The organism is Streptomyces sp. NPDC057543, from assembly GCF_042801895.1.
Lineage (GTDB): Bacteria > Actinomycetota > Actinomycetes > Streptomycetales > Streptomycetaceae > Streptomyces.
The window spans coordinates 1-4,962 of record NZ_JBHVFF010000430.1; the positions used below are offsets into that span (position 1 = coordinate 1).

Annotated in this window: 4 protein-coding genes; 1 reads left to right on the plus strand and 3 read right to left on the minus strand. The window is 69.6% G+C overall.

Annotated elements, in window-relative coordinates; all coding sequences use genetic code 11:
• Positions 1–89: 89 nt before the first annotated feature.
• The 3 genes from ACFU8Q_RS38975 to ACFU8Q_RS38985 are packed head-to-tail and all read right to left on the minus strand — an operon-like array spanning position 90 to position 3,489.
• Complete coding sequence (locus ACFU8Q_RS38975) at positions 90–935, minus strand: amidohydrolase family protein (protein ID WP_384464181.1); 846 nt, start codon at positions 933–935, stop codon at positions 90–92.
• Positions 932–2,119, minus strand: a complete 1,188-nt coding sequence (locus tag ACFU8Q_RS38980; protein ID WP_384464184.1) for a mandelate racemase/muconate lactonizing enzyme family protein — start codon at positions 2,117–2,119, stop codon at positions 932–934. Before ACFU8Q_RS38980 ends, ACFU8Q_RS38975 begins: the two co-directional genes overlap by 4 nt.
• Entirely contained in the window at positions 2,119–3,489 is a 1,371-nt protein-coding gene (locus ACFU8Q_RS38985; protein ID WP_384464188.1) for an aspartate aminotransferase family protein, read from the minus strand. The genes ACFU8Q_RS38980 and ACFU8Q_RS38985 overlap by 1 nt, the downstream gene beginning before the upstream one ends.
• A gap of 291 nt (positions 3,490–3,780) precedes the next feature.
• On the opposite strand from ACFU8Q_RS38985, the gene ACFU8Q_RS38990 reads away from it, so the two are divergent.
• Entirely contained in the window at positions 3,781–4,638 is an 858-nt protein-coding gene (locus ACFU8Q_RS38990) for an IclR family transcriptional regulator (protein WP_384464191.1), read from the plus strand.
• Positions 4,639–4,962 lie beyond the last annotated feature (324 nt).

Below are 4,962 nucleotides of genomic sequence, written 5' to 3' on the forward strand. Positions count from 1 at the left end.
GGAGCGCGGCGGCCCGGCTGCCGGCCGGCGCCCACGGACAGGGGGGTTGACCCGAGCGCCCGCCCGCAGGTTCGTGGGGAACGGCCGGGTCAGCCGTTCAGGCCCAGCAGGTCCAGCGACGGCCGGTGGATGATCTCCTCCACCGCGTCCACGTCGAGCGGCGGCAGTCCGGGGATGCCGGGGATGCGGGCGATCTCCCGCAGCCCCTTCACCGAGTCGTCGACCGTCGTGAACGGGTAGTCGCTGCCGAACATCAGCTTGTCGAAGACCCCGTAGTCCTGGACGAGCCGGAGGCTGTGCCAGAGCTGGAAGGGCCGGTAGTGCAGGGCGCTGATGTCCGCGTACACGTGCGGGTGCTTGCGGATGACCGCGATGCACTCGCCCTCGAAGGGGTGACCGAGGTGGGCGAGGACCATCCGCAGTTCGGGGTGGCGGATGGCGACCGCGTCCAGGTGGCGGGGCATCGCCCATTCCAGCGGCGCCTTCGACACGAAGGTCGTGCCGGTGTGCACGAGGAGCGGGAGGCCGTGCCGTTCCGCGTACGTGTACAGGTCGTCGTACTCCTCGGCGGCCGGGTCGAAGCCCGCGTACATCGGCATCAGTTTGATGCCGCGCAGGCCCAGTTCCTGGTGGCCGTAGCGGAGTTCGTCCTGCCAGCCGGGCTGGGTGGGGTCGAGGGAGAGGTAGCCGATGAGCCGGTCGGGGTGCTGTCCGGCGTACGAGGCGACGGCCGCGTCGTCGACCCAGAGCCCGCTGCGTCGCGCCTTGCCGCCGACGACGATCGTGCGGGTGCCCTCGGGGGCGGTGGCGGCGTACTCCTCCCACTTCACCGTGAGGTCGACCTCGCCCGCGTGGGCGCGGGCGGAGTCGGACCTGAACGGGTCGGTGAAGTCGTGGCTGTGCCGGAAGAGATGTGAGTGGACGTCGACGATCATGTCCGGTTCCGCTTCTCCCAGCCGTCCGCGAACATGTTCCAGAAGCGGTGGCTGGGCGGGTGCTCCTCGAAGACCTCGTCGACGAGCTCGACACCGAGTCCCGGGGCGGTCGGCAGGCCGATGTGGCCGTCGACGATCGGGAGGGTGCCCTTGAGGGCGTCGAAGACGTAGTCCTCCAGGAGTCCGTCGAAGGTTTCGAGGATCTTGAAGTTGGGGATGCCGAGCGTCGCGTGCACCGAGACGGTGGTGCAGAGCGGCGAGTTGGAGTTGTGCGGGGCCACGAGCATGCCGTGGGTATCGGCGATCGCCGCGAGTTTCCTGACCTCCGTGAAGCCACCGGCCATGGAGAGGTCGGGCTGGATGATGTCGACCGCGTTCGTGGCGAAGAGCTGCTTGTACTCGTAGCGGTTGTGGAAGTGCTCGCCGCCGGAGATGGGGAACGCGGCGCGCTGCCGCAGTTCCGCGTAGCGCTCGATGTGGGTCCAGGGCATCGGCTCCTCGAACCAGCCGATGTCGAACGGCTCCAGCTCCCGCACGAGGCGGGCGGCGGTCGGCATGGCGAACCGGGCGTGGCCCTCGATGAACAGGTCGACGTCCGGTCCGATGGCCTCGCGGACGGCGGCCACCAGGTCGACGGACCGGCGCAGTTCGGCGCGCTCCAGCTCGTGCAGACCGGGGCCGAAGGGGTCGAACTTGAGGGCGGTGAAGCCCTTCGCCACGGTCTCCTTAGCCTTGGCCGCGAAGGTCTCGGGCTCGCGTTCGCCGGTGTACCAACCGTTGGCGTACACGCGTACGTCGTCCCGGCAGGCGCCGCCGGTCAGCCGGTAGGCGGGGACGCCGAGCGCCTTGCCCATCAGGTCGTACATCGCCTGGTCGAGGCCGGACAGGGCGATGCCGCCCATGTCGCCGCCGCGCAGGAAGTCGCCCTGGTAGACGCGGAGCCAGAGTTCCTCGATGTCGAAGGGGTCGGCGCCGATGAGGTGGCGCTTCGCAAGTGCCTCGGTGAGGGCGCAGACCTCGCGGACCCGGTAGGGGTGGGTGATCTCGCCGATGCCGGTCAGGCCCTCGTCGGTGTGGACCCGGACGTAGCCGAAGTCGCGCCAGGAGGTGCCGAGCATCAGGGTCTCGACGCGGGTGATGCGTCCGGCGGGGCCGGCGGGGCGGGTGTGGTTGACGGTAAGCATCAGCGGGTCGCTCCGCCCATGGTGGAGGTGTTCGCCAGGTCGCGGGCGCCGCCGTCGGCGAGGACCGCCTTGACCGCGGCCTCGGTGCCCTCGATCAGGCGGTCCACGTCGGTGTCGGTGTGGGCGTAGCTGATGTGGCTGCGCTTGAGGTTGAGCGGCAGCTCGAACAGGCCGTGGTCGAGGAGCCTGCGGCGGTAGCCGACGAAGAGTGAGGCGTCGTTGTTCAGCAGGTCCGCGTAGGTACGGGGGGTCTCGCCCGGCATGAAGTAACTGACGAAGACCGAGCCGTAGCCGGTGACCACGGCGGGGACGCCGAGGCGCTCGTACAGTCCGGTCAGTTCGCTGCGGACGCGGTCGCCGAGCCGGAAGACGTGCTCGTGGACCGGCTCCTCGCGGAGCTTGCGCAGGGTGGCGAGGGCGGCGGCGACGACGGACGGGTGGCCGTTGTACGTACCGGCGAAGAAGGCGGGGGCGCCGGGGCGGGTGGAGAAGAGGTCCATCAGGTCGGCGCGGCCGCCGATCGCACCGACGGGGGCGCCGTTGGCGATGGCCTTGCCGAGGGTGGTGAGGTCGGGGGTGACGCCGGAGATCTTCTGCCAGCCGCCGATGTCGTGGCGGAAACCGGTGATGACCTCGTCGAAGATCAGGACGCTGCCGGCCTTGGTGGTCTCCTCGCGCAGCGTGGTGAGGAACTCCTGGTACGGCAGGAGCGCGCCGACGTTGTGCGGGACGGGCTCGACGATGACGGCGGCGATGTCGGAGCCGTGCTCGGCGAAGGTGCGGCGGACGGCCTCGCTGTCGTTGAAGGGCAGGACGAGGGTGGCTTCGAGGACCTCGGGCAGGATGCCGGTCGAGATGGGGTCGTGGGCACCGACCTTCTCGGGGGCGGAGATGACATTGAGGCTGACCGCGTCGTGCCAGCCGTGGTAGCAGCCCTGGAACTTGACGACCAGGCGGCGGCCGGTGGCGGCACGGGAGACGCGAAGCGCGTGGAACGTGGCCTCGCTGCCGGTGCTGGTGAGCAGCACCTTCTCGATCGACGGGATCAGCTCGGTGAGCTGTTCGGCGAGGAGGACCTCGCCCTCCGTGACACCGACGCCCATGTGGCCGAGGGTGGCGCCGGCCTCGGCGGTGGCACGGGCCACGTCGGGGTCGTTGTGTCCGAGCAGCGGCGGGCCGAACGCCGAGTGGAAGTCGGTGTACTCGCGTCCGTCGGCGGTACGGAACCGTGCGCCGTCGGTCCCGGTGACGACCAGGTCGGTCAGTCCGGGAACGCTGCGCTGACCGCTGTTCACGCCGCCGGGTACGACCTTGCGGGCGCGCTCGGCGAGTCGGGCTCCGGATTCGTTGCCTACCGGGCCTGAACTCATATCGCTTGCTCCTTGCGTCGAGAGTCGTCGGTATTCGCAGGCCCTGCCCGGCCTGTGAGTCCCTGGCGCCATCCGCCCGGCAGTCGCCGCAGGAAGAGGGGGATCCGTGGTGCTTGGGTGGTGCGTTTCAATTTTTCTGAACGCTGTTCTGTAGAGCAGAACAGTGCCTGGATATTACGTGCGACACCTGGGCCGGTCAACCCCCTTTCCGGCTCGGTAAACCCGATTCCCCGGCTTTCTTCACGGAGAAAGCACCTCCGAGCCTCCCTCAAGGCACTAAGCTGTTCTGCTATGACGAACAGTGCTGCCCCAGAAGAACCGAAGTACTGGGTCAAGAGCGTGGCCAGGGCAGCGGACATCCTCGAAGCGCTCGCCGCCCCCGCACAGGGGAACGGCCTGAGCGTCACGGAGGTCGGCCAGGCCTGCTCCATCTCCAAAAGTGCCGCCTTCGGCATGCTCCAGACCCTGCGTGCCTACGGCCTCGTCTCCGACGACGGCGAGGGCATGAACCGCCGCTACCGGCTCGGCATGAGCCTGGCCCGGCTCGGCGACCGGGCCCGCTCCCAGGTGTCCCTGCGCGGGGTCGCCCACCCCGTCCTGCGCGAGCTCACCCGGACGACCGGCATGGCGTCCAGGCTCGCCGTGCCCGAGGACGGCCATGCGGTCGTCGTGGACCAGGTCGAGCTCGACCAGCGCGTCCGGCTCGATCTGCGGATGGGCCAGCGCGAGCTGCCGCACTGCACGGGCCTCGGCAAGGCGCTTCTCTCCGCGGTGCCGCAGAGCGAGGCCGCCGCGGTCGTCGAACGGTTCGGGCTGCCCCGGCGCACGTCCCGCACGATCACCGACCCGGCCACCTTCCTGTCGCATCTGCGCGACATCGCCCGGGTCGGCTACGCCCTGGACGACGAGGAGGACGCCGAGGGCATCATCTGCATCGGCGCGCCGGTCTTCGACGACCGTTCGGTGTGCGCCGGCGCCGTCTCCATCACCGGCCTCAAGCTCGGCCTGCCGGCCTGGCGCTACCAGGAACTGGGCGGCCAGGTACGGGACGCGGCACGGCGGATCAGCCGCTCACTGGGCTGGATCGACGACGCGGAGGACGCCGCATCCGACACCGGCACGTCGCATTCCGACGGATTCGGGTCTTGACCGATCGGCATATCCCGCCGTAGGTTCCCTGCCAGCCCCGGTGACACTCACCCGTCACCGGCGATTTACCCTTTCCGGTCCGCTTCCGACGCCTGCCCACCGCGTCGTGAACATCCGACGACCGGACCCTTTTCAGCCATCCGCCCATGGCAGTCCACCGCAGGAACGCTCCCTCATTCTCGGCACTTCTCGGAAGGCGAAGTCCGCATGAGCGTTCCGCACCACCCCACCTCTGTCTCGTCCCGTCGTGCTCTGTTGCGGGCTTCGGGGCTGGCCGGTCTCGTGATGGCCGGTTCGGCCGTGGCCACCGGCTCGGCGCAGGCC